Below are 22154 nucleotides of genomic sequence, written 5' to 3' on the forward strand. Positions count from 1 at the left end.
TGTATTAGGCACGCCGCCAGCGTTCGTCCTGAGCCAGGATCAAACTCTCCATTAAAGAAAAGCTGATTAAAGCTCAATTCGTTTACTAGCTTAATTGAATCTCAAAATGAGATTCGCACGTTACTCGTTGTTCAGTTTTCAAAGAACAAATTCGTCTTACTCAACGTTGCTACCGAAGCAGCGAGAAATAATATATCATGTTAACCACTTGAAAGTCAATAGCATTTTTTTCTTCCAATCCGTCTCGAAAGTACGAATCAATCGAAGCAGATCATCCGTTATTTGCTTGACTCACGTCCGCCTCTCAACGGCCGGATTAACAATATATCATGTTAATTGATATTAAGCAACAAACATTTTCTTCCTTTTGGGTAGTCTTCTTATTCAAGTAATCTTGTCATATTGTGAGTTATACGATCATTTGAGACATAAACAGCCCATTTTAGGCTGTTTTTTTTAACATCAATGTGAGACTGTTTATAATATCCGATTGGACAAACCTTATATTTTTATAAGATAACCTTAGACAAACATCATTTTCTTAGTCATCTTGAGCACGACTTCCATTTGGGCAGGCTTAGGTGTTAGGGGAGAACGGCAGCATAAACCAAGGGAAGTGGAGCGGTGTTCATATGCTCGGTGCCGTTTTATGCCTTAAAAACAGTGGAGTAAGAGCGAAGAGTAAATGCAATTCCTTGTCCGGAATTAAAGAACAAGAAATTGCAAATATTAATAACGTTCGCCGCGTACAGATCGATATAACTGTACATTCTTGTTCCCCTACAGGGAAACAAACCGCGTCTTTGTATCGCTCTGCTCTCCTAATAAAATTGTATCGAAAATAAAAGTTAATGCTGCAAAAGCAGCTCCGGATTGTTTAATGAGATGGTTAAACATCATGTAAATTATTCCTATATGGAAAAAATTCTAATTCTCCAGCATCAACAAGTCGTTTAATAAATGGACCCGTGATTCGATACGTTACATTACGAGGTTTCCAATTCAAAAGAAAATTGGCCGTTTCGTCCATTCCAAAGAGATGAAAGTGAGCATTTGCCAACTCCACGAGATCGTCGTCTTCCAGACGTTCTTGATTATACTCCTCTTTTCTTTTACTGCGTTCTTCAAAATATAAACGAAGCCAATTGTATATGCCGCTCGTTATCATCCGGGTTTATGCGATGATTCCAAGTTCCAAAGCTTTCATAACAGCTTCTTCCTTGTTGCTGACGCCAAGCTTAGTATTAACTGAGCTGGCGTAGTTTCTGACCGTGCCGACCGACAAATACAATTTGGACGCTATCGTCTTGTACCGGTGACCTTTGGCGACAAGCTGCAATATTTCGATTTCTCTGGGTGTCAAATCATAGGTATCGGCCGTATTCGATCGCGGTAATACGCTGCTCTCATCGAGCTTTTCAAATATTTTGCGGGACATTCCCTGTTCGATCAACGTGTCTCCACGGTGAATAATCCGTATCTTATTAGCTAACTCAAGCGGCTCCGTCGTTTTCAGCAGGAAACCGTCCGCGCCGTTGCGCAGTAAATCCCGCGCTTGCTCGCTATCCTGAAACGTGGTGAAAATCAATACCCGGATATGAGGCCACTGCTCCTTGATGATCGTGGTCGCTTCCGCTCCACCCTTGCGCGGCATGTCCAAATCCATGAGCACCACGTGAGGCTGAAGACGTCCGCACAAGTCGACAGCTTGCTCGCCGTCCTCAGCCAAGCCGACTATGACCAAATCCGGGAATTTGTCCAGCAGCGTCCGCAAACTTTCTCGAATAAACGGTTGGTCATCGACAATCAGCAAACGTATCTCCTCTTCCAACGTCTCCGCTTGTCGGGGCAAAGTACAAGTGACCCGTGTCCCGTCCCCCGGTTTCGTAAAAACGGATACTTGGCCCTGCAAATTCATCGCTCGTTCCTTCATCGCGTTAATGCCGAACCCCTCGCGCCACTCTTCCATCCCTCGCCCGTTGTCCTGCACCTCAAGCCTCGTAAATTGCTGTTCGAATTGTAGTGAAACGGTCATTTCCGTCGCCTCGCCGTGACGAACGGCATTTGTAAGCGACTCTTGCATACAGCGAGTCAAGGCCATTTTCGCTTGCCGTGACAACATATACTCCTCTCCCAACACTCGGAAAATGACATTGACCTGGGCATGCTCCTGAAATTCATCTCCAAGCAGTTGCAGAGACTGAATCAGCGAATCCTCTGCTGATCCCATTTGATGCAAATAGCCCCTCACTTCCTCGATGCTTTTGCGGCCCAGTTCAAGCAAGGAATCTAGTCTTTGTATGCCTGTTTCGGTAACAAGCTCGGCACGCAATGTCTCCATTCCCATGATGATGGAAGTATACGCATGCCCAACCGTATCGTGGAGCTCCCGCGACAGCCTATTTCGTTCTTCCGTCAGCGTAATGCGCTCGATCTGGGACATATATTGCTCGAGCACCGCGTTTTGCTTACGAATCGTTTCATTTTGCCGATGATTGACGATCAATAAATGAAAGGCGAAGCCCATCACATAAGCAAGCCCATAATAACTGATCGTAATAAAGTAATCGTTGCTTTGCGCTACCGTATAGAACAAGGCGGGGAAAATAAGGATCGTGGCCGGAGCCGTCCAACGATAAGATCGGTGGGCGCTATTCGCCGCGATGAGAAACGCAGAGACAAGAAATGAGACGAAAGCAACAGGGAACAATGAAGTTAAATAGATGCACAGTCCGCCATAGATCAGCATTTCCGTGAACAGGTAGTATTTATAACTGAACTGCAAGCAAAGCCAAGGAATGGAGAAGGCAGCGATTCCCCAGAAAACAACGATCCAAAGCGGTAGTGTCAAACCTTCCTGAACACTGATCATCGTGATGATGAGCGTAGTGCTGTTTATAAAGCGGGTCGCCAACATAATCCAGTCATACCATATCCACTGTTTAACCATGTCCAACAATTCGTTTCAACCCCTGTATCCAACGTCTGATATTTTTCATAGCTGTCATTTTAACTGTCGAATCATGATACGAGTATAACCTCCGATCGATTTCACCAAGCGATCGGCTAGCTTGAAGCTGATCAAAGCAAATGCGGCTCCGACCGCCATCACAATGAGCGATTTTGCCAAAGTATCTACACGCATAATAATAACATTCATATCAATGTAACGATACAGCAGTGGAGTCAGGAGTAACATAAAAGGAGCTACATAGAGCGCTGCGGCACTGACGAGGCTGATAAGCCCAATCACTAATTTCTGCATCAACCAATAGACGGCGACCCAATTGCGACGATCCGTCAGCTCGGATTTGGCTTGAGTCCACACCGATCCTTCCGTTGTCGCTTTCTTGTCGTATGGGGCAATCGTAACATCGGTATAAATTTTTGTTTGCGTTCGCTCAAATTGAATAAACGTTGCAGTTGTTCGTAAAACATGAGTGACTAAAGGAATGCCAATGACTGTAAAAGAAAGGCTTAAACTAAACGATAGAGCAACCAGATAGAAGCAAAAGTAAAACAAACCTGTAGCAAAAGTCAATAATAAAAAATAACCATTTTGGATGAAACCTGTCACAATGTTCTTCATAGGTTCATCGCTCCTCTCCAGTAATACCCGTATCGTACAGCTTCCTGTGTCATTTGCGCCAGTGTAAAAATGTCATGTGATACTTTCCAAAGAGAGGATTATCCCGAAAACAAAAAAACAGCTGTTTAATCGGCATTCAAGAGATTGTATTATTGTCATCGGACAAAGACGTTTCGCAATTTCGAACCCAAAGAACCTTCATGATCTCCCACTTCGCTTCGGTAATTTGAGGTATGTGCTTCAATGGATCGTTGACTCCTCTCTGGATAAATTGACTACTTGCGTAATCCAAAATAACATATTACAAACGTAGTCCTGGATTGTCAAATGATAAGTTATTTGGATTCAGTCAACGAAATGATTTGTTTTCGCGGTGTGGCCGTTGCGCGCCCAGACGATCGACTTCCCAAATTTCTCCTCCGTCCATCTGGCATTTTCGTACATCGCAATATCATACTGATTGTAAAAGTCTTCTCCGGTAAGTATCCCATCATTTTGGTAAACTGTTCGATGACGGCAGCATGCTGTTCGATCCAGGTGAATTCTGGGGATTCCCCGTTCAATTGTATTCTGTTCGAGCAACCTACGAATTTCTTCGGTGTCTTCATGATATTTGTTTTTCATTTCTTCCGAAAGATTCATGTAAATGTACGCATCCTTCGTTCGAGGATAAGGTCTTTAAACTTATCGTTCAAAAGTGGCACAAGTTCCGGTTTATGCAGTTGCACATACTCTATGATCGATTCATAGACATTTTCGCTAATCGTTTCCACATGCCTATGATACGCACTTTTTGATCATTGTCTGGATTGTTATTATAGACCCGAATCCATTCAATCGTCATTTCTTTCGTATTAAATATAAGGTAACCCCACTGCTCTGGACGACAGCGCATGCCTTGCCGCGAACGGTTCCCAGCGTGACGACCTCTGCGGGACGGCTAGCTGCGAATCACCGCAAGCAAATGTCGGATAGAACCGTCTGAGACCGAGTCCGCCACGCCCGCCTTCACCTGCTTCGAACACATCTCCCACGCTGCCGCATCAACGATGACGGCAACAAGCGTTTCCCGCCAATCCAACTCTAGCAGCCGCTTCAGAACGAGGGTCAAATCCATGCTAGCGCCTGCCGCGGGTTATCGCCGGTATCCGACAAAATGATCGATCTCGCCGCCTCCTCTGCCGCCGCTTGTAACGCTTCATCCAAGGAATAAGCTTCTGTCGTGAAGCCGAATTGCTCACTTCGGTCCCAGAAAGCATTGGGCGATAAGCCGTCATATGACAGTAAATACGCGTCATGGTGACATAATGCATCTTGGCAGTATGACAATTACTTTGCAATACTCGGGGAGACAAATCGCTTCGCAACGAATGTCAAACAATAACCCTAGGGAGGAAAAAAATGAACAAGAAATTATTAACGAGACTGGCGCTTACTACAATATGTAGTATAAGTTTGGCCGGTTGTTCCACAGAAGAAATCCCATCAACACCATCCAGTTCGGGCAATACGCCTGCATCTAAACTTGAAACTGACATGAAGGACAACCAGACTCCATTACAGTGGCTGGAGAAGAATGCAATCAAATTAACAACAACTGAGCCTCGTGCTTCTTTGGAAGATTTACAACCACTTAAAGAGATGATAGGATCCGCTTCTATTGTTGGTTTAGGCGAAGCTTCTCATGGCATGCATGAAATCTTCACAATGAAACAACGTATCGTACAGTATATGGTTACGGAATTGGGGTTTACAAACCTTGTCTTAGAAGAGAACTGGGGGAACGGATTGATGCTTGATCGCTATGTTCTTACAGGTGAAGGGCATCCAAGCAAAAATCTCAGCCCCACGTTTAACAATAAAGAAGAGACACAGATGTTGGAATGGATTCGTGACTACAATGCAAATCCCAAACATGTCAACAAAGTACGTGTAATCGGGATGGATCAACAAAAATTAGATGAACATGTGTTTAACAAAATTTCGGACTATATCCAACAATATCATCCGAATTTGATTTCTCAATTAAATGGCAAAATGAAAGAGCTTATTCCCGCAACAAAAGATGAGCAAAGTTTTGCGGAACTGCCCAAAGATGAGAAAGAAAAGCATCTTTCCAATGCCCGGTCTATTATTGAGCTGCTAGAAAAAAATGAAGCTAATACCGGCAAGCAAAAAGAAGATTACGCATGGGCATTGCATAGCGCCCGTATTATCGAGCAATTTATTCATATGTTTGCAGCTGAAGAACAGCCGGAGTTCTTCTTAAGACATGATATTGCAATGTATGAAAATGCGAAGTGGACACAAGAGCAATGGGGGAAAACCATTGTATGGGGTCATAACGGACATATATCCAAAACCAATATTCTTCCATTCGTATATCCGGAGATGTCAGGACAACATTTGGCTAAACATTACGGCGACAAATACGTATCCATCGGGACTTCAATCAATTCAGGTTCATATAACGGTATTAATGAAAGCGGCAAATTCGGTCCTTACGGAACGGTTAAAAGCGATGACCCCAATAGTATTAACTATACCTTCGGACAAGTCAAACAAGATCAATTTTTTGTAGACTTGCGCAAAGCAAGCGGTTCGGTGAAAACTTGGTTAGATGAAACCCGTCCTCTATTTGCCGGAATAACAAAATTGGGACCTCAAGTACCTTTGTTTGTAGACGCTGCATTCGGCAAGACATTTGACATCTTTTTCTATATCAATAAGGTCACTCCATCACAAATGAATGAATAATACGACGATTCCATAATCAAAAGGAGAAACGAAATGAACAAAATTTCTATGCTCACTGTATCGACAATGATTACCGCGACTCTATTACTGCCATTACAAGGAACTGGTATTGCAAAGCAGGCGGATCCCCTCGTTACTACTTACAGTCAAGATTCGCAGACCAAAGCCAAGCAACTTATCGATGAAGCTGCTAACCAACAAAATATACCGGGCATAATTGTAGCTTCCTTAAACAAAGGATCAAAATGGGCATATGCTTCCGGTGAAGCAAGCATTTACGGTACTGACCCGGTTAAGACGAACTTTACTTTCCGGATCGGTAGTCTAACAAAGACGTTTACTGCAATGGTCGTTCTTCAGCTTGTTGATGAACAAAAACTGAACCTGGATGACACGATAGACAAATGGCTGCCTGATGTTGTTAAGGGTACTGAATATGAAGGGGATCATATCACGATTCGGCAACTATTAAACCAAACAAGCGGTATTCCTGACTATTCAGATCACCAGGATTTTCTCGATAAATTTCTCCCAAACCCGTTACATTCCTTTACTGCTGACGAATTAGTTCGTACTGGACTGAACATGAAGGCAATCTCTAAGCCTGGAGAGAAATGGGTTTATTCCAATACGAATACGGTACTGGCAGGGATGATTATTAAGAAGGCTACTGGAGAAACATACGGGGAACATATTAGGAAACGTTTCATAGCTCCCCTTAAGCTAACGAGCACTTATGTACCCGACGACTACTCGTTTATTCCAGGTGAACATGCACGAGGATACTTCGTACTCGACGGTCAATTCATAGACAGAACCGAAATGAATCCCTCTTGGGCAGATGCTGCGGGATCTATGATCTCCACAGCGGATGATATGAATACATTCTTCCATGCTATACTTAGTGGCAAGCTATTAAAACCAGCTACTTTAGATCAGATGTTAACTGGGGTTGAATCTCCAGCAGGTGAATACGGCTTGGGGATCGCTGGAATAAAGCTGACGAATGGTATTACGATTTGGGGGCATGGCGGCAACGTTCCAGGATTCGCAACGTTCACAGGTGGAACTCGCGGCGGGGATTATGTACAAACCCTTAATATCAATGCGATGCCTTCTGATAATACGTTGCCTCTTTCCAAAAGCATTGCCGAGCAACTCATTTGCTCTTCATCACATTAAGAACACCAGCAAGCTGGCACCGGAAATTTCCTATTCCGGTGCCAGCTTGCTGCCATTTCGGCCCCGACCGTTTCCTCTGCCCGCGACGGAATGTCCGAGATAAACAGTCTCAAACTATCTTATAAACAGTCTCAATTTACGTTATAACTCACAACTTGATACATTAGTTGTCTCACAGCCCCCGCTGCCGCATCGCCTCGAACAGAACGACGGTAGCGGCCATCGCCGCGTTCAGCGATTCGGCGCGTCCCTTCATCGGGATGAGTACCTGATGCCGGGCGAGCTGCCGAACTTCTTCGGAGACGCCTTGCCCTTCGTTGCCGATGACAAACCACGTGGATTTGCGAAAATCGTGCTCGTAGCAGCTAACCGCTCCTTGCAAGCTTGTAGCGACAACCTGCACACCGGACTCGGCCGCCTGCGGCAACCATTCAGTCAAGTCGCCTTGGACGATCGGCAGATGGAAAAGCGACCCCATCGTCGAACGGACCGTTTTTGGGTTATACAGATCGACGGTCCCTTTGCCAAGCAGTACGCCGGAGGCGCCTACCGCATCGGCGCTACGGATGATCGTGCCCAGATTGCCGGGGTCTTGGATGCCGTCGATGACGACGACCAGCCCGTTCGGCTCACTGGCCGCGAGCAGATCGCTTCCGCGCCACGGCAGCTTCGGGACGACCGCGAATACGGGCTGCGGCGTCTCGGTGTCCGTGCATTTAGCCAGCACGGCTTCCGTTACCGGGACGCATTCCGCTCCTTTGGCCGCCGCATCCTCCAGCAGCCCGGCAATCGCTTGCTTCTTATCTGCGGCGTAAACCAATACCTCGGGCATCAGGTCGCCGGTGCGGAGCGCCTCCTGCACGAGATGGACGCCTTCGATCAGGAAGCGCCCCTGCTTGTCCCTCCCTTTACGGCTGAGCAGCTCGGTCCACTGCTTTACCCGCGGGTTTTGAACCGAGCTAAGGATGGCCGATTCACTGGAAACTGTCTTTTTTTTATCGTTCATACGATTTCTTTTGCCCTCTATTCCGCAAACGTCTTTTCGAAATTTTTCAAATCCTCGTTCGTCCCTACGACAACCAGAATGTCGTTATGTTTTATGATATCTTCGGCGTGCGGAGCGATGTTCATCTTGTCTCCGGTTCGGATCGCCATCACGTTGCAGCCGTATTTGGCGCGAATATCGAGCTCTCTCAGATTACGGCCGACCATTTGCCCAACCGCTTGAACCTCGACGATGCTGTAGTCTTCCGAAAGCTCGATGTAATCGATAATGTTGGATGAAATTAAATGATGGGCCACCCGGACGCCCATATCGCGCTCCGGATAAATAACCTTATCCGCCCCTACTTTCGCGAGCACCTTGCCGTGCAGCTCGTTCTGCGCCTTGACCACAACCTTCGGCACGCCGATTTCCTTGACGATGATCGTTGTCAGAATGCTAGCCTGAATATCTTGTCCGATTGCGACGATGACGACGTCGAAATTGCGCAATCCGAGAGCGCGCAGCGCTTCTTCATCGGTGGAATCGGCCTGAACGACGTGCGTCACAATATTCGACACTTCCTGCGTCCGCTGCTCGCTGCTGTCGATCGCCAGCACTTCAAAGCCGAGATTCGATAACGTTTTGGCTACGCTGGAGCCGAAGCGTCCCATGCCGATGACGGCGAATTGTTTTTTCATCCGTGCTCATCCCCCTTCTCCTTTCTTTATTATATCAAGAAGCGCGGCAGTTCACCAAAGTTCGTGCCGAAGCATGAAACTAATTCAAGCGGAGCATATTAATAAAAGCGAAATCGCATCAACCAAGTGGAAAAGACAACAAAGCGAGGAACTGCCATGAACCTGAATTTGCGGCAAGCGATCATTCAGCGCATGCATGACAAAAGCAACGAAGAGCTCTTTGAAGTTATTGCGGATTCGATGGATGCGGAAGAACGTGTGCTGCCGGGCCTTGGAGTATTGTTCGAAATTATTTGGAAGCACAGCGAAGCGGATGCGCAGAACCAAATGGTCGCGACGCTCAAAGAACATTTGGCTTAAAACGGCAAAAAAGCGTGCGGGGAACGGCCCCTGCGCGCTTTTCCGTCATATTATTGCAATTAGTCGAAAATACTTCGGGCGCGCCCGGCTTTCAATGGCACCGGACGTTCACAGCTGCTGTGCATCTCATAATGCTCTCCATGCGTAGAAGCGTCATGGAAGCCATGCATGGCCTCCAATACGTGATAGGCCAGCTCCCCGTTGGCACGGTTGGTCCGCCCTTGTCGAATCGCTGCGGCCATATCCAGTACGCCAAGACCGCGACAGTTGTCCGTAGAGCCATGGGTAAGCGGCATAAGGCTGAATTCCGTCGCGTCATAGCGGCGGACCCGTACCGGCCCTCCGAACGTGTTCGGATCGGGCACGCTAAGCGTCCCCTCGCTTCCGTAAATCTCAATCCGGGGCAGCTCCGTTCCGCCGAACGCGTCGAACGAGGTGATGATCGTTCCGATCGCGCCGCTGCGGAAGTCGATTACGCCCGCAATATGGGTCGGCGTCTCCACCTGAATCGTGCAGCCGAATTTAGGCTGGCTTGTTATCGTGCGCTGCGGGTACGAGATGCCGGCCGAGCCCGTAACCCGGCGGATCGGTCCAAGCATAGCCACGAGGGCGGTTAAATAATAAGGCCCCATATCAAACATCGGCCCCCCGCCCTTCGCATAGTAAAATTCCGGATCGGGGTGCCAGTGCTCGTGGCCCCGTCCGATCATAAACGCAGAGGCGGCTACCGGCACGCCGATCCAGCCGTCTTCGATCAGCTTGATGCAGGTCTGTATGCCGCCGCCAAGAAATGTATCCGGGGCGCTGCCGACGAGCCGCCCTGTTTCCGCTGCCTTTGCCAGAATGGCCCGCCCTTCCTCCCGGGTTACGGCGAGCGGCTTCTCGACGTAGACGTGCTTCCCGGCCTCCAGCGCTTGCAGGCATACTTCGGCATGCGCGGAGGGAATCGTCAAATTGACGACAATGTCAATAGCCGGGTCGGCCAGCAGCTCGGCAGGTGTGCAGGCTTTCGAGATGCCGTATTCGTCGGCGCTCGCCCGGGCCCGTGCCACGTTCAAATCGGCGCAAGCCGCCACTTCAAGCTCCGGATTCGCGGTTAAATTTTGCAAATAGATACCGCTGATTTTGCCGCAGCCGACGATTCCCGCTTTAAGCTTATTCATAGTCAAGTCCTCCGGGCCGCTTCCGCCCGCCCGTCCGAAGCCCACAGCAAGCCGCGCCGCATGATTTCGTTCACCTGCGGGATTTCCAGAATGCCTTTCTCATGACCAAGCGAGCAATAGAATACTCTCCCCGCTCCCCACCATTTTGTCCAGACGACGGGCATATCGACGGCACCATTCGGTGAGTGAGGTCCAAGCGCAACCGGGAAGCGCGTGATCGCCAGAACGTTGACCGCAGGGTCGACGTGCATATAATACTGCTCGCTCCGTACGCGGAAATCGCCGATGCCGTCCAGCAGCGGGTTGGAGCTCGGGATAAGCTTGACTTCGTAATCCACTTCGTTGTTTCCCGGATGAGCAACCCATTGTCCGCCGGTCATAAAATGCCATTCGACGTCCGTGCGGAACGCGTCGCACATCCCCCCATGGCAGCCGGCGAGACCGGTGCCGTTCTGAACGGCCGCCGAGACGTTCCGGATGAGTGCGGGATCGGCTTCCCCCATCGACCATACCGGCACGATCAGATCCAGCGTCTTCAGCCTTTCACCATCGGCGAAAGCCTCGAGGGTATCCGACACTTCCACTTCGAACTCCGCGTCCATCAATAGGTCCCGGAACAGGCCGGCGATTTCCTCGGGTTGATGTCCCGACCAGCCGCCCCGCACGATCAATGCTTTTTTCATCCCTCGATGTCCCCTTTCTACACTTCCTGAATGGAAACCCAGCGGCGTTCCGCAATCGACAGATCGACCGCTTCCAGCACCTGCTGGCTTTTCACGCCGTCCCGAAAGTTCGGGACCGGCTGCCGCTCCTCTCCAATCGCCTGCAGCAGCTCGACCGTCTCGTGAATTAAGGTGTGCTCGTAGCCGAGCGTATGCCCGGGAGGCCACCACGCTTCCGCATACGCATGAGACGGATCGGTCGCCAGCACGCGCCGGAAGCCCTGCACGTCGTCCGGATCATTGGCAAAAAACACCTGAAGCTCGTTCATCCGCTCGAAGTCGAATTTAACGCTGCCTTCGCTGCCGTTGATTTCAAACGCATTTCGGCAGCGGCAGCCTCCCGCGATCCTCGTCGCCTCAAAGCTGCCCAGCGCCCCTCCAGCGAACCGGGCAAGGAACAAGGTTGCGTCATCGACGGTAACAGGGCCCCGAGCTTGTTGTCCGTTCGCTGCCGCATCTGCCGCCGATTCCGGCTGCGGCCTTTCCTTGACGAACGTCTCGTTCATTCCGACGACTTCCGTCATATCTCCGATCAAGTAATGCGCCAGGTCGATCAGATGCGCGCCCAAGTCACCGTGAGCGCCGGAGCCGGCCACTTCCTTCCGCAGCCGCCATACGAGTGGAAACTCCGGATCAATAAGCCAGTCCTGCATAAACCAGGCGCGAAAGTGATAAATTTGCCCCAAACGCCCTTCGTCGATCAGCTTCTTCGCCAGCCGAACCGCGGGAACGAAGCGGTAATTGAAGCCGACCATATGCTTGACGCCGGCCGCTTCCACGGCCCTGAGCATTTCACGGGATTCGGCCAATGTCAAAGCAAGCGGCTTCTCGCAGAACACATGCTTGCCCGCAGAGGCGGCGGCCAGCACGATCTCCTTGTGCACATGGCTCGGCGCATTAATATCGACCAGATCGATATCCTCGCGCTGCAGGAGATCCCGCCAGTCGGTCGTGCAGCTTTCCCATCCGAATTGCTCCGCCGCTTGCGCCACGGCTTCGGCATCGCGCCCGCAGATCGTCTTCATCACAGGTTTCGGCACCTTCGGAAAAAACATCGGTACATCGCGGTAAGCATGGCTGTGCGCCTTGCCCATAAATTTGTACCCGACCATCCCTATGCGGACTTGTTTCATCTTCGGCTCCTCCCTCCGTTGACCTTTCACTTATTACCCTTCATCGTCCCTTATCGAATCGTTCGCAGCGACGATGTTACCGCAGGATGCGGCACGACTGCCGCACGACAAGCTTCGTCTCCAGCTTCAGTCTGAAGCTATCCGATGCGCCGCCCCCATCGTTTCCTACACCGATGCGTCTCAGCACCCGCTCTGCCGCCAGCCGGCCCATCTCGTAAAATGGCACGGCGACGCTCGTGAGCGGCGGGTCAGTCACGCGGGCGGCCTCCGAATCGTCATACCCGACAATCGCGTAATCCCGGCCGGGAACGTGCCCGTACTCGCGAAGCCCCTGCATCAAACCGATTGCCATCCGGTCGTTCGAGGCGAACACCGCCTCAATCCGGCTCAGGTGCGGATGCATCGCCGATGCCGCTTTCATCCCGCTCGTTCGGCTGTAGTTGCCTTCGTAGTACAGATGCGCGGGCAGGTCGCCCGGAGCCTTGGCATCCGCCGGCAGCAGTCCCGCTTCGCGCATGGCCTGCATGTATCCCCGCAGCCGGTCGCCGCTGTTGGAAAATTCGGGCGAGCCGCTCAAAAACGCAATATCCCGATATCCCAGGTCGAGCAGATATCTTACCGCACGATAGCTTCCTTCCTCATGATCCGCATCCACTTCATTAAACCGCTCTCCGCTCATATGCTGGTTGATCAGGCAAAACGGGAACCCGCCGTCTTCCAACTTTTTCAGCTCCGCCCGCTCCGAGGGTGTATCCGTCGCTCCGAGGATCACGCAGGCATCCACCTTTTGTGAACGAAAAATACTGCTGTAATCGCTTTCCTCTCCGGGAACGCGGAATTTCAGCAGCATATCGTAGCCTGAAGCCTTCACCTGCTCCCCGATTCCGCTAAGCACTTCGGAGAAATAGTAGGTCGAGAAAATATGCACTTTCGGTACGTAAGGCAGCACAACGCCCAAGTTGCCGCTTCTGCGGCGGGCGAAACTTTGAGCAATCGCGTTCGGATGATAATTTAATGTTTTGGCGGCCTGAAGCACCCGCAGCCGGGTCTGCTCTTTCATCGGACCGACGTCGTTGAAAACGCGGGAAACCGTCGCTTCGGATACGCCCGCCAGCTCTGCAACTTCCTTTCGGGTTACGATTTCAGCCACCTCCTTCAAATAAATGTACGCGCGTTCATTATCTCATGTTTCCGCTTTTTATGTCAACCCTGAATGCAGGCATTCATTTCAATAAATAGTAAACATTTTCACCTATTGACAGCTAGTGAATTATGGGAAACGATTAACTACATAACGACGTTGATCACGAACGAAAACCGAGGGGAGAGATGAAGTTGGACACCTTATCGTATTTGGAGGAGTTGGCATTAATAAGGCCTGACAATCGTTTTAAAGCGCAGCTGTGTCTTGGCAGCCGTACATATCCATATGAAGATACGGAAGCATTGACCATCCTGCATGAACAGGAACTGGATTATTACCGGAAGCTTCAATATAAAAGAAAGCACAGCTTTGTACTCGGCCGCTACTGCGCGAAGCAGGCGATCTCCGCTTACACCCGTATGGCGGAACCTCAGCTTAGGCAAATATGGGTGTCGCCAGGAGTGTTCCAGCAGCCGGTGATCATGCTTCCGCGAACCGAGCCTCTTCAGATTACCATTACGCATTGCGACCATATCGCGGCTGCCGTTGCATTCCCCGAGGCCCACCCGTTAGGGATCGACTTGGAAAAAATCGACGGCGCCAACGTCAGTGCGATCGAATCGCAGATTACAGCGTCCGAGAAGCAAATGATTGCGGACACCTCTCTCGAATACGAGGCCGCGCTTACAATGCTATGGACATCCAAGGAATCCTTGTCGAAGATCTTGAAGACCGGACTCATGACCCCGCTCCCCGTGTATGAAATCAATCATCTGGACATCAGACAAGACTGCATCGTCACCAGCTACACGAATTTCGCCCAATATGGTACCATTTCGTTCCGCATCGGTCGCTACATGTGCTCGATCACCCATCCGAAGAGAACCGAATTCAAAGTGAACATCCCGGAGATTCAGCGGCTTTTCGGTACATTGTCTGCCGCCGATGCCCGGTGACCGGAAGCTACGTGAAGGGATCGCTAACCCAATGAGGTCAGCCGATCCCTGTTCTTTTTATCGAGATGGCATCCCGGGTGTTGACTTGGAGCTGACTCCAGCGGATAGAATACGGAAAAGAGAGGCGGTGATGAATATGTACACAATCCGGCAAGCGGCCGAGCTTACGGGGTTTAGTCCCGATACCCTGAGATACTACGAAAAGATAGGTATATTAAAGTCGCCCCCAAGAGGTCCGGGCGGTGTACGCAGGTATAGCGAAGATAACGTTCGACTATTGGCATCTTTGAATTGTCTGAAGAAAACGGGATTATCGCTGGAAGAGATTAAGGAGTTTTTTCAGGAAGGCCAATGTTTCGCCAATCATTCCTCCGTGTGGGAGCCGGACGAGATCCAGACGTTATCGAGCCGAAGAAAAATTCTTTCGGGGCATTTGGACAGAATGGAACAACAACGCCGGGAGCTGGATAACATCATTCAACTTACAAAAGAGAAACTGGACTATTACGATAAGATGTTGAACGAACATGTAAACTTAGAAGAAGATAAGGAGGTTCAAAAATGAAGATAGCTTCTATCGGTTCGGGAAATATGGGCGGAACCTTGGGAAAAAGGTGGGCAGCGCACGGGCATCAAGTCATGTTCGGCTCGCGCGACCCGCAAAGCGATAGGATACGCACACTGCTCCAGGAGGCCGGAACCAACGCTCAAGCAGGAACGGTGCAGGAAGCCGCTGCCTTTGGCGAGGTGATTCTTCTGGCAGTTCTCCCTTCCGATGTGGAACGCGTCCTTGAAGAAGCAGGGGATCTGGACAATAAAATCCTCATCAACTGCACAAACCGCTTTGACGGAAAATCCGCGGACATGGAAGTCCAACGACTGGCACAAAACGCCCGTATCGTTCGGGCTTATCACACCCTGCCCTGGGAAGTATTGGCGAACCCTCAATACGGAACGGGCAACGCAACTGCGTTTCTGAGCGGCGATGATGCCGAGGCCAAAGAAATCGTTGCCCGACTGTCCCGCGACATCGGCCTCGATCCGGTGGACGTGGGCGATTCGGCCAGCATGGAGAAGATAGAAGCAGCTATAGGGACGCTTTGGAGCATACTCTCTCCTCAATTTGGACGCGATTACGGTTTGCGGATATTAAGGCGGGGTATGGACAACCCGGTTCTAAGCGGAAGTTAGCGGAAATCAAGCGCCTATATGATCGTCAATCCAAGACAAGCCCGGCAAGCAGAGGGCTTGTCTTTGTGCATACCCCGAGCGCAATAATCCGTTCGGCCTCCCGCTTGACTTGCTATCCCGCTTGGAAGCCTCTATGCTGGAAGTAACAGACTTAACCGAACCATTCCGACTTCGATGGAGGTGCCGCCATGAAACTGTTGATCGCGGAGGACGATACGTCCGTTTGCGAAATGCTGCATTTGTTTTTTCAAAAAGAACAGTACGATACAACCTTCGTTCATGACGGGCTTAGCGCTCAGGACCAGCTTGACCGGTACACATGGGATTTTGTCATCCTGGACTGGATGCTTCCCGGCAAGGATGGACTGGCCCTATGCAGAGATATACGCCGTAAAGGGGAAACGCCGGTCATCCTGCTTACGGCACGGGATCAGGAGCAGGACCGGATTATGGGGCTGGAGCTCGGTGCCGACGATTACGTCAGCAAGCCGTTCAGCCCGATGGAGCTGATCGCCCGCATGAAAGCCGTGCTTCGCCGGTACCATCGAGGCGGCGGGGCTGAGGCAGAAGGGGCGGCCGAGCCGCATGAGCTGCTTAAGCACAAGACGATTGTCGTCAACCTGTCCTCCCGGACCGCCACCGTCGGCGGGAATACGATCAGCAACTTAACGCCGAAGGAATTCGACCTGCTCTCGCTGTTCGTCCGGTATCCCAGACGCGTCTTTACCCGCGAACAGCTGCTGGAAAGCGTGTGGGGCTACGATTATTTGGGCGAAGAGCGCACGGTCGATGTCCATATCAAGCGGCTGCGCAACAAGGTGTCTTCGCCGGAGCATCCGCTGATCGTGACCGTCTGGGGCGTGGGCTACAAGCTGGAGGAATGACAATGAAGCTGAGCCATCTGCGGCCGCGCTTCCGGTTTACGTTTTTCCAGCGGCAGTTTCTATCCCATCTTCTTCTGTCCATGCTCATTCTCGTCCTGCTGGCGGCCGGGTTTACTTACTATATGAAGGAGCGAACGTTCGACAACGAGACGGAAGAACTGGCCAGCGTCTCCAAAGGAATCGTACGCCTGCTCGCAAGAGAAGGGGAAGACCCGACCAGCGCGCTTCAAGCGTATCGCACCCTGCTGGCCGAGCGCCGGACGTCGTTCATCCTGCTGGACCAAGCCGGCGAAATCGCTTATCGCGATCCGAGGATGCCCGGCGCACTGCGCGGCAAGGCATTCTTGGACGAACTGCGGTCGCACATGTCCGACACCAAGAACAACGAAAGCTTCATCGTCGAACGCGGAGCCGAGGAGCCGTGGGTCGTCGTTTACAGGCAAACCAAGCTGAAGCCGCAAAAAACCGAGCTGCACCTCTTCGTCTTTTCCCCGCTTCACGGCATCCAAGAGACGATGGAGGCGCTTAACCAAGCGCTGATCTATATGATCGTCGTTATTTTCGTACTAGCCGTCGCGGTCAGTTGGATATTCTCCCGAAGCATGAGTATGAGTATTCTGTCACTGCGCCGAACGACCCGCCAAATTGCTGCGGGAGATTATGCCGCCCGATCCACGGTGCGCCGGTCGGACGAGTTGGGCGAGCTCGCAGGCGACTTCAACTCCATGGCCCAGCAGCTCGAGCTCGCCCTGCATAAGCTGCAGCAGTTCGAGACGCGGCGCCGCCATTTTATTATGGACGTGACGCACGAGCTGCGCACGCCGCTTACCTCGATCCGCGGCATCATCGAAGGGCTGAAGAACGATCTCGTTCACTCGCCGGAGGAGCGGACCAATTATTACGGCATCATCGAGAAGGAAACGTTCCGCCTGATCCGGCTCATTAACGGGCTGCTTGACATGGAGAAAATCGAAAGCGGCCTCATCACGCTGAACAAAAAACGGACGCCGCTCAAAGATCTGTTCGAAATCGTTCACGAGTCGCTCGAAGTGTTGATTGAAGAGAAGCGCCTGCACATTCTTATCGAATGCGGGCCGGACCTGCAGGTGTATGCCGACTACGACCGGCTTATGCAAATTCTCATCAATCTGGTCAAAAACAGCATCCAATTTACGGCATACGGCACGATCCGCCTGACCGGCTCCGAAACGGAAACGCATACCGTGATCGTGATTGCGGATACCGGCCGCGGCATGTCCGAGGAGGAGCTGTCCCTCATCTGGGAGCGGTTCTACAAGGCCGATCCGTCCCGGTCCAAGAGCAACAGCGAGACCGGACTCGGCCTGTCTATCGTCAAGCAGCTGGTCGAAGCCCATGCAGGCACGATCGAAGCGGACAGCACGCCCGGCATCGGCACCACGTTCACGATCGCCCTTCCCAAAACCGACCAAGCCGCATCCAAGGACGGCGAAGCGGGATAACGCGGATACCGGGGAGCTGCGCAAGGCCCTCCCTCATAACGAACGGACGGCTGCTCAGAGCCGTCCGTAAGCTTTTGCGTACCGGTAAATTCTCGCGAAGATCCGCTTATCCTTCAGCTTTCGGAATATATAAGGGTCGGGAGCCGTGTTAATCTCCAAAATCCATGGATGCAGCTTCTGGTCCAGTGCGACGTCCAGCCCGATTTCCTTAAGCCTTCTATACTTAATACGAAGCTGCCGTGCAACGGAAGTGCCAAGTCTGCGCAGCCCTGAGGTTAATCTTGTCTTTTCAGCGCCACTGGCATGCCCTTGCAGCAAAACCTCTACGGGTTTGAGCTTTCCTCCGTTATGCACATTGGTCACGACCTTCCCCGGTGCAGCGACGCGCCCGATCAATCCTGTCGTCTGCCAGTTCCCGGTCGGAGTCTTTTGCACCATGACGCGAAGATCGAAGCGCCGCTTCCTATATTTAAGCAGATGAATGCCTTTTTGCACCAAGTACATCCGTTTTCGGGTCAATCCCACGATATGTCTGTATAAGTCATCGTAATGAGTAAAAGTGTGAATCTTCGTTCCGATATGGCAGCGATAAGATGCGCCCCCTTCGCCGGCCAGCCGCTCCACCCGCATCACGCCGATGCCGTAAGTGCCGCTGTTTGGCTTGACATAGACCATGCCGTATCGGCTCAGCATCCCCCTCAAGCTTTCGCGGTTCAGCTTGCGCGTCTCGGGGATGTATTTGGCCAGCTTTCGGTTCGGAATCACCGCCTGAGTTTTGGCCCATTTGCTCACGATGTAGCTGCTGTAATTCGGTTTGCTCTTCTTCATTTCATCCACCTTTCTTCCTTCGGCCGGAGAACGGTTGGCACCAGGCTGCCCCCATCTTCCTCTGCAGCGCCTTTGACGAACCTTCTGCTCCCGCTATCCGGTTCCTCTGAGCCTGAATCTGTCCTCGTTCGTCCACCATAGTGTATGCCCCCCGCCACAGCATGGTCAGGTATAGAGGCCTACGATAGGTGGCCCGAGCAGGCAAAGACCGGCGGTACGGCCGATTTTCCGCAAAAAAAGGCAGCTGCCGCGATGCAGGCAACTGCTTCAAAACTACGATTTATAGCCGAGCTTGCGCTCGATTTTTGCAAAAAACGACAACCCCGCGGCCAACCCTCGTCGGGCGAGCGTCCATTGGGTGAACAGCTTGTTGACGGCTACGGCGGAGCCGATGCCAAGCAGTGCTCCGACGGTTACGTCTATCGGATAATGGACGCCGGTCCAGATCCGGGACAAAGCGATCAATGCGGCCAGTGCAAGCCAGACGTATCCGTCCTTACGACGGTACAGCCAGATCGAGGTGGCGATGACAAAAGCGCCGATGGCATGGCTGCTGGGAAACGACGCATTGGCCGCATGCTCGATCAGCTGATGAACCTCGTGGCTGACGAACGGCCGGTTCCGGTAAAACAACATGCCGATCAGCGAACCGATCCCCATCGCCACAACAGCGGAACAGAGCGCTTTGGCCACCATCCGGCGGTTCTCTTGCTTTCGGGTAAACCAGTACACGAGGATGCCCAAATAAAAGAAATATTCCGCATATTCCGCGAAAAAGCGCATCCATACGTTGAGCGTCGTATGATCGACAGCCAAGCCGTTGATCATTTCAAATAAATCATAGTCCCATTTCAATAACATACGCGATCTCTCCTCTTCCCGTTATCCGATCCGTTAACGGCTGAACGGCAATTGTACCGTCACCGTCGTTCCCTGGTTCTCTTCGCTTTCCAAACGTATGTCCCCATGATACTTCTCGACGAGCCGCTTGGCGATCGAAAGTCCCAGACCGCTGCCGCCGCGTTTGCGGCTGCGGGCTTTGTCCACCCGGTAAAACCGGTCGAACACGTGCTCCACTTCCTCTTTCGGAATGCCCATGCCGTAATCGCGGATGGCGATGCGCAGCATCCTATCTTCTACCAAGACGGCTGAAACGTGGATTTTGTTTCGTTCGGTCGAATATTTCACTGCATTATCCAACAAAATCAACAAAATTTGTTTGATATGATTGGGAACCAGCCGGATTTGGACGCCTTTCAGCGCATCCACATCCGTCGTAATCTCGAACTCGGGATGAACCACGGAGACGTTCTTTACGATTTGGGCGATCGTTTCTCCCAGATCGAACAGCTCGATGGCGCCGTCCGGACTGGCATTTTCCGCGCGGGTAAGCTCCAGCAGCTCCTGCACGAGTCCCTTCAGACGTTCAAGCTCCTCTAGCGAAGCACTGAGCGATTCGTCCACAAGGACCGGGTCGTGCTTGCCCCAACGATTCAGCATCGACAAATGTCCGGAAATGATCGCAATCGGGGTCCGCAGCTCATGCGAAGCGTCTTCTACGAATTGCTTTTGCTTGCGGAACGACGTTTCCAATTGATCCATCATCTCGTTGAACACATGAGCCAGCGCCGAAATCTCATCCTTATTGTCGTAAAAAGGCACCCGCTCCTGCAGCCCGTTCCGCTGGATTCTTCTCATCGTTTCCGTTATACATTGGACCGGTCTCAGCAGCCGGCTGGCCAGAAGCAAACCGCCCAGGCCGCTCAGCAGGATTCCGCCGATACCGCCCAGAATCATGACCAGCGTGATGACCCCTTCCAGCTCGTCGAACGTCTCCAGATTGCTGACGATTTCAATCGTGCCGCGGAATTTCTCCGATACGACCGGGGCGCGCAGAACGAGCAGATGCTCCTCTTGATGCCACACGCTTTCAAGCTCGACCTTCGTGACCGGCCGCGGCACGACCCAATCCTCCGGCAGCGCCGTAAGTACCGTCAGCACTGGCTTTCCCTCTCCGTCCAAAATCCGGATCAATTGATTTTTTTGATTGATGCTCTGAATGAAATGTCTGCTTCTGACGATTTGGCCGGCATCCAGTATATCGCTTTTTTCCGTAAAATAACTTTGCAGCTCGCCCATCGTTTTGCGCACCGATTCCACCTCGCGGCTGCTCATCCATTGGTTGATGCCTATATATTGAACGGCGTTGTAGACCGTAAACAAGACGAACAGCATGAAAGCCGACCATAAGGTCATTTGCCATTTGATCGGCAGCCGGGTGAAGCGCATTCGCAGCTTTTTCATGACCGGATGACGTAGCCGATGCCGCGGACGGTTTGAATATAGCTCCGCTGCGCCGGATCGTCGATTTTGTTGCGCAAATAGCGGACGTACACATCGACCACGTTCGTTTCAACTTCGCAGTCGTATCCCCAGACCAGATCAAGCAGCATCGTCCGGCTTAATACCCTGTCCCTATGGGTCATAAGTACAAGCAGCAGCTCGTGTTCACGCTTGGTCAGGTCCAGTGGTACGCCAGCCTTGCTTACGGTTCTGGTCACCGGATCGATCCGAAGATCGCGATACGTCAATGCGTCTTCCGGTTCGGCCGTCCCCCGCTTGCTCCGCCGGAGCACCGCCCGAATCCGAGCCAGCAATTCCTCGATCGCGAACGGTTTCGGCAAGTAATCGTCCGCTCCGCTGTCCAGCCCCGATACGCGATCCATAACGCTGTCGCGAGCCGTCAGTATAATGACAGGCGTCGCGAAGCCGGCACGGCGAATGCCGCGGCACACCTCGAAGCCGTGCAGTCCCGGCAGCATGGCATCAAGCAGAATGGCGTCCCAGGCATCGCGGGTCGCGGTTTCCAGGCCTTCCTGACCGCTCCCGACGACGGTAATGGCATAGCCTTGGTGCATCAATTCCAATTCCATAAAGCGGGCAAAATTTCGCTCGTCTTCCACGATAAGAATCCTTTTCATCCTGTTCCCTCTGGCTGCTCTTGAAATAGTAAAAAGCGGCAATGGTCTCGGTTCTATTATTGCCCCTCTGCCGCTGCTTTAACTATACACAACGAAGCTG

22 protein-coding genes are annotated in these 22154 nt (G+C 51.6%); 8 read left to right on the forward strand and 14 right to left on the reverse strand.

Going from position 1 to position 22154, the window contains the following annotated elements; genetic code table 11:
* Positions 1 to 1174: 1174 nt before the first annotated feature.
* The 4 genes from KQX66_RS34305 to KQX66_RS34320 all read right to left on the reverse strand — a co-directional run bounded on the left by KQX66_RS34305 (position 1175) and on the right by KQX66_RS34320 (position 4706).
* Positions 1175 to 2950 carry a helix-turn-helix transcriptional regulator gene (locus tag KQX66_RS34305; RefSeq protein WP_216798085.1) on the reverse strand — a complete coding sequence of 592 codons (1776 nt, stop codon included), beginning with the start codon at positions 2948 to 2950 and terminating at the stop codon, positions 1175 to 1177.
* A gap of 54 nt (positions 2951 to 3004) precedes the next feature.
* Positions 3005 to 3580, reverse strand: coding sequence for a sensor domain-containing protein (locus KQX66_RS34310; protein ID WP_216798086.1), 576 nt, complete (start codon positions 3578 to 3580; stop codon positions 3005 to 3007).
* Positions 3581 to 3934: 354 nt separating this feature from the next.
* Positions 3935 to 4231, reverse strand: coding sequence for a hypothetical protein (locus KQX66_RS34315; protein WP_253957632.1), 297 nt, complete (start codon positions 4229 to 4231; stop codon positions 3935 to 3937).
* A 298-nt stretch (positions 4232 to 4529) separates the two neighbouring features.
* On the reverse strand, positions 4530 to 4706 hold the full coding sequence (locus KQX66_RS34320; RefSeq protein WP_216798041.1) for a hypothetical protein: 177 nt from the start codon (positions 4704 to 4706) through the stop codon (positions 4530 to 4532).
* Between the two features lie 284 nt (positions 4707 to 4990).
* Between KQX66_RS34320 and KQX66_RS34325 the strand changes: the two genes are divergently transcribed.
* Together KQX66_RS34325 and KQX66_RS34330 are read left to right on the forward strand one after the other, a co-directional pair.
* Positions 4991 to 6346 (forward strand): erythromycin esterase family protein, encoded by a 1356-nt coding sequence (locus KQX66_RS34325; RefSeq protein WP_216798042.1) that lies wholly within the window; start codon positions 4991 to 4993, stop codon positions 6344 to 6346.
* Between the two features lie 33 nt (positions 6347 to 6379).
* Positions 6380 to 7528 (forward strand): serine hydrolase domain-containing protein, encoded by a 1149-nt coding sequence (locus tag KQX66_RS34330; protein WP_216798043.1) that lies wholly within the window; start codon positions 6380 to 6382, stop codon positions 7526 to 7528.
* Positions 7529 to 7700: 172 nt separating this feature from the next.
* Here the strand turns inward: KQX66_RS34330 and KQX66_RS34335 are convergent, their stop codons facing one another.
* A complete protein-coding gene (locus KQX66_RS34335) occupies positions 7701 to 8534 on the reverse strand; it encodes a TrmH family RNA methyltransferase (RefSeq protein WP_216798044.1) in 834 nt (277 codons plus the stop codon).
* A 17-nt stretch (positions 8535 to 8551) separates the two neighbouring features.
* Positions 8552 to 9211: a potassium channel family protein gene (locus KQX66_RS34340; RefSeq protein ID WP_216798045.1), complete on the reverse strand. Its 660-nt coding sequence runs from the start codon at positions 9209 to 9211 to the stop codon at positions 8552 to 8554.
* A 156-nt stretch (positions 9212 to 9367) separates the two neighbouring features.
* On the opposite strand from KQX66_RS34340, the gene sspI reads away from it, so the two are divergent.
* Positions 9368 to 9571, forward strand: a complete 204-nt coding sequence (gene sspI / locus KQX66_RS34345) for a small acid-soluble spore protein SspI (protein WP_025847231.1) — start codon at positions 9368 to 9370, stop codon at positions 9569 to 9571.
* A gap of 59 nt (positions 9572 to 9630) precedes the next feature.
* Here sspI and KQX66_RS34350 read toward each other — a convergent pair whose 3' ends face one another.
* The 4 genes from KQX66_RS34350 to KQX66_RS34365 form a co-directional block, all read right to left on the reverse strand.
* A complete protein-coding gene (locus KQX66_RS34350; RefSeq protein WP_216798046.1) occupies positions 9631 to 10734 on the reverse strand; it encodes a Gfo/Idh/MocA family protein in 1104 nt (367 codons plus the stop codon).
* Positions 10735 to 10736: 2 nt separating this feature from the next.
* Complete coding sequence (locus KQX66_RS34355) at positions 10737 to 11417, reverse strand: ThuA domain-containing protein (RefSeq protein WP_216798047.1); 681 nt, start codon at positions 11415 to 11417, stop codon at positions 10737 to 10739.
* 17 nt (positions 11418 to 11434) lie between these two features.
* Entirely contained in the window at positions 11435 to 12589 is a 1155-nt protein-coding gene (locus tag KQX66_RS34360) for a Gfo/Idh/MocA family protein (RefSeq protein WP_216798048.1), read from the reverse strand.
* Positions 12590 to 12665: 76 nt separating this feature from the next.
* Complete coding sequence (locus tag KQX66_RS34365; protein WP_216798049.1) at positions 12666 to 13739, reverse strand: LacI family DNA-binding transcriptional regulator; 1074 nt, start codon at positions 13737 to 13739, stop codon at positions 12666 to 12668.
* Between the two features lie 185 nt (positions 13740 to 13924).
* On the opposite strand from KQX66_RS34365, the gene KQX66_RS34370 reads away from it, so the two are divergent.
* The 5 genes from KQX66_RS34370 to KQX66_RS34390 all read left to right on the forward strand — a co-directional run bounded on the left by KQX66_RS34370 (position 13925) and on the right by KQX66_RS34390 (position 18245).
* Positions 13925 to 14689 (forward strand): 4'-phosphopantetheinyl transferase superfamily protein, encoded by a 765-nt coding sequence (locus KQX66_RS34370; protein WP_216798050.1) that lies wholly within the window; start codon positions 13925 to 13927, stop codon positions 14687 to 14689.
* 136 nt (positions 14690 to 14825) lie between these two features.
* Entirely contained in the window at positions 14826 to 15254 is a 429-nt protein-coding gene (locus tag KQX66_RS34375) for a MerR family transcriptional regulator (protein ID WP_216798051.1), read from the forward strand.
* On the forward strand, positions 15251 to 15880 hold the full coding sequence (locus KQX66_RS34380; RefSeq protein ID WP_216798052.1) for an NADPH-dependent F420 reductase: 630 nt from the start codon (positions 15251 to 15253) through the stop codon (positions 15878 to 15880). The genes KQX66_RS34375 and KQX66_RS34380 overlap by 4 nt, the downstream gene beginning before the upstream one ends.
* Before the next feature lie 188 nt (positions 15881 to 16068).
* On the forward strand, positions 16069 to 16764 hold the full coding sequence (locus tag KQX66_RS34385; RefSeq protein ID WP_216798053.1) for a response regulator transcription factor: 696 nt from the start codon (positions 16069 to 16071) through the stop codon (positions 16762 to 16764).
* Positions 16765 to 16766: 2 nt separating this feature from the next.
* On the forward strand, positions 16767 to 18245 hold the full coding sequence (locus tag KQX66_RS34390; RefSeq protein ID WP_216798054.1) for an ATP-binding protein: 1479 nt from the start codon (positions 16767 to 16769) through the stop codon (positions 18243 to 18245).
* A gap of 54 nt (positions 18246 to 18299) precedes the next feature.
* Here the strand turns inward: KQX66_RS34390 and KQX66_RS34395 are convergent, their stop codons facing one another.
* The 4 genes from KQX66_RS34395 to KQX66_RS34410 form a co-directional block, all read right to left on the reverse strand.
* Complete coding sequence (locus tag KQX66_RS34395; protein WP_216798055.1) at positions 18300 to 19073, reverse strand: YheC/YheD family protein; 774 nt, start codon at positions 19071 to 19073, stop codon at positions 18300 to 18302.
* Between the two features lie 273 nt (positions 19074 to 19346).
* Complete coding sequence (locus KQX66_RS34400; RefSeq protein WP_216798056.1) at positions 19347 to 19934, reverse strand: undecaprenyl-diphosphatase; 588 nt, start codon at positions 19932 to 19934, stop codon at positions 19347 to 19349.
* A gap of 33 nt (positions 19935 to 19967) precedes the next feature.
* The gene (locus tag KQX66_RS34405; RefSeq protein ID WP_216798057.1) at positions 19968 to 21377 is read right to left on the reverse strand and encodes a HAMP domain-containing sensor histidine kinase; all 1410 of its coding nucleotides are present in this window, start codon (positions 21375 to 21377) and stop codon (positions 19968 to 19970) included.
* A complete protein-coding gene (locus tag KQX66_RS34410) occupies positions 21374 to 22054 on the reverse strand; it encodes a response regulator transcription factor (protein WP_216798058.1) in 681 nt (226 codons plus the stop codon). The genes KQX66_RS34405 and KQX66_RS34410 overlap by 4 nt, the downstream gene beginning before the upstream one ends.
* Positions 22055 to 22154: the final 100 nt, after the last annotated feature.

Origin of the sequence: Paenibacillus oleatilyticus, assembly GCF_018998565.1 — a bacterium.
In the GTDB taxonomy this organism is placed as follows: Bacteria; Bacillota; Bacilli; order Paenibacillales; family NBRC-103111; genus Paenibacillus_G; species Paenibacillus_G oleatilyticus.